Origin of the sequence: Brachyspira catarrhinii (assembly GCF_005518285.1) — a bacterium.
Lineage (GTDB): Bacteria > Spirochaetota > Brachyspiria > Brachyspirales > Brachyspiraceae > Brachyspira > Brachyspira catarrhinii.
On sequence record NZ_SJDU01000370.1, the window covers coordinates 1 to 2219 of the forward strand.

Genomic DNA, 2219 nt, shown 5'->3' on the forward strand with positions numbered 1-2219 from the left:
TGGAGAAGGAAAACAAGGCGCGCAATTTAGGATGGGATTTGATTATATATTAATACTCCTTTTTTCAATTATATTTTTAATTAAACAAATTATATTTTCTATTATTTTTATACTGTATTTACAATCGTTAGAGTCAATAACCGTTTCTATTGAACAATAATTAGCCTTTGAATATTTTAATTTATTAATATATTTTTCTAATATATCGGCATAATCTTCGTAATTATTTTTAAGAAACGGCAAACTTATATGACTATGAAACGGTTTATTTAACGAATTTACAATATCTATAGAATTATTTAAATTTTCATTTTCTAAAATTATTGTGCTTAAGTCTAAATTAATTCCTATATTGCTTAAATTAATTTCTTTTACAAAATTATAAGTATCAAATGTATTAGTTAAAAAATTTGTTCCGTATAGTTTTGAATTAGGCTCTATTCCTATAACTATATTATATTTTTCGGCTTCTTTTGAAATATTATAGAAAAAATCTTTAGCGATATTTATAGCGTCATCATACGGCATATTATCTTTTATAATTCTTAATTTTGGAGAGCCGAATACCAAATGTTTAATATCTAAAATATTTGCAACTTCAATCGATTTAACGGTATATTGAAATAAATTTTCTCTTTCTTCTTTAGAATTAAATAAAGAACAGTTATTTAGTCCGAAATGTAAACTTTGCATAGAAACCGCTTTAATATCAAAACTTTCCCATTCTTTTCTTAATTTTACATAATTTTTGTAATCGTCAAATAATCCCAATTTTGATATTTTATTTGGAACTATTTCTATATATTTTATATTTTTATCGTTTAGAAAAGAATATATTTTATTTCTATCCTCTAAATTCCATGCCAACGAAGATATGCATAAATTCATTATAAAACTCCATTTTTAATAAAAAAATCTTTCAAATCTGAATAAATATTATCTTTATTGTATAAATAATTATCGCTATTATTCCATTTTGAAGCGTAAATTGATTTCATATTATAATCATATAATTTCGCTTTATCAGAATCAAAGTCTTTATTAAATATATTTTTCATTATTTCTTTAGCGGATATCGGTTCTGAACAAATATTTAAAATATTTATATTATTGTCTATAGATTTTAATATGTCTTTGTATAAATTATCTAAATTGTAAAATTGAAATCTGCTATTGGAATTCGTAAATTGCAACGAAGTTTCATTAATAGAAAATAATATATCTTTTATGCGACTTCTAATATTATCGTTAATAGCTTTATTTCTATCAAATATATATCTTTCGGTATCTTTATTATAATTATAATATTTTTTTAGCGTATCGTCTTTTAAAATCGAATTTATATATTCAAATTTTTCTTTAGTGAAAAACGAAGGTTCTGGATTAATTATATCAAAAATAAAATTCTTTTTTAAATTGTTTCCAAATAACGCTGGAAGTCTTATAATATAACTGTCTCTAAATATTTTAGAGAATTCGTATTCGGCTAATTTTCTATTTTTGCCATAATTAGAATCGCTTTCATAATCAAAATCATTTTCATCATAAATAACGGGTTGCGGATAAACGGCTATTGTGGATATCAAAACGGCTTTTTTTGATTTTACTGTTTTTAAAATATTTAATAATTCGTTTATATTTTCCAAATCTTTTTTATATTTTAAATTAGCTAGTTGCATATCCGAAGGTATGGCGGAACATATTAATAAATCAAATTCTCTATTTCTTATATCGTTAATATTTTTTGAATTATATTTAGAATAAAAGTCCGATTTTAATAATATATTGCTTCCGACAAAACCGTTATATCCTATTAAACAATTATTATTCATAAGTTTATCCTTAATTATTTATCATATAATTTATAATTTATTTATTTGAATAACTTTATATATAGGCATGCTATTTACTTCTATAAATAACAGCCCTAAAAATCTAATAATAATGCTAAAGATTAAGAAAACAAATGTAAAACAAAAAGACAAGAAAGTAAAAGTGGACGCCCATCCGTTTACTATTTGAAATTTAAAAATTTTAAGTATTAAACTATAAACGCCGCCGCCAAACGCTATTAAAGAACAAAAAATACTAATTCTTAAAGTTATTTTATATATAACTTGATAATATAATAATAAATATATTCCTCTATTCTTTTGAGACAACTTATAATTTTTATTATTATAAACCGTTTCGGAGTAATTATAGTTTAATACTTAAAA

2 protein-coding genes are annotated in these 2219 nt (G+C 22.0%); both read right to left on the minus strand.

Translation table 11 applies throughout. The annotated features are described in order from the left end of the window. Positions 1-42: 42 nt before the first annotated feature. A complete protein-coding gene (locus tag EZH24_RS10585; RefSeq protein ID WP_137999091.1) occupies positions 43-888 on the minus strand; it encodes a sugar phosphate isomerase/epimerase family protein in 846 nt (281 codons plus the stop codon). Further along, a complete protein-coding gene (locus EZH24_RS10590; protein ID WP_137999092.1) occupies positions 888-1832 on the minus strand; it encodes a Rossmann-fold NAD(P)-binding domain-containing protein in 945 nt (314 codons plus the stop codon). Before EZH24_RS10590 ends, EZH24_RS10585 begins: the two co-directional genes overlap by 1 nt. Between the last annotated feature and the right edge of the window lie 387 nt (positions 1833-2219).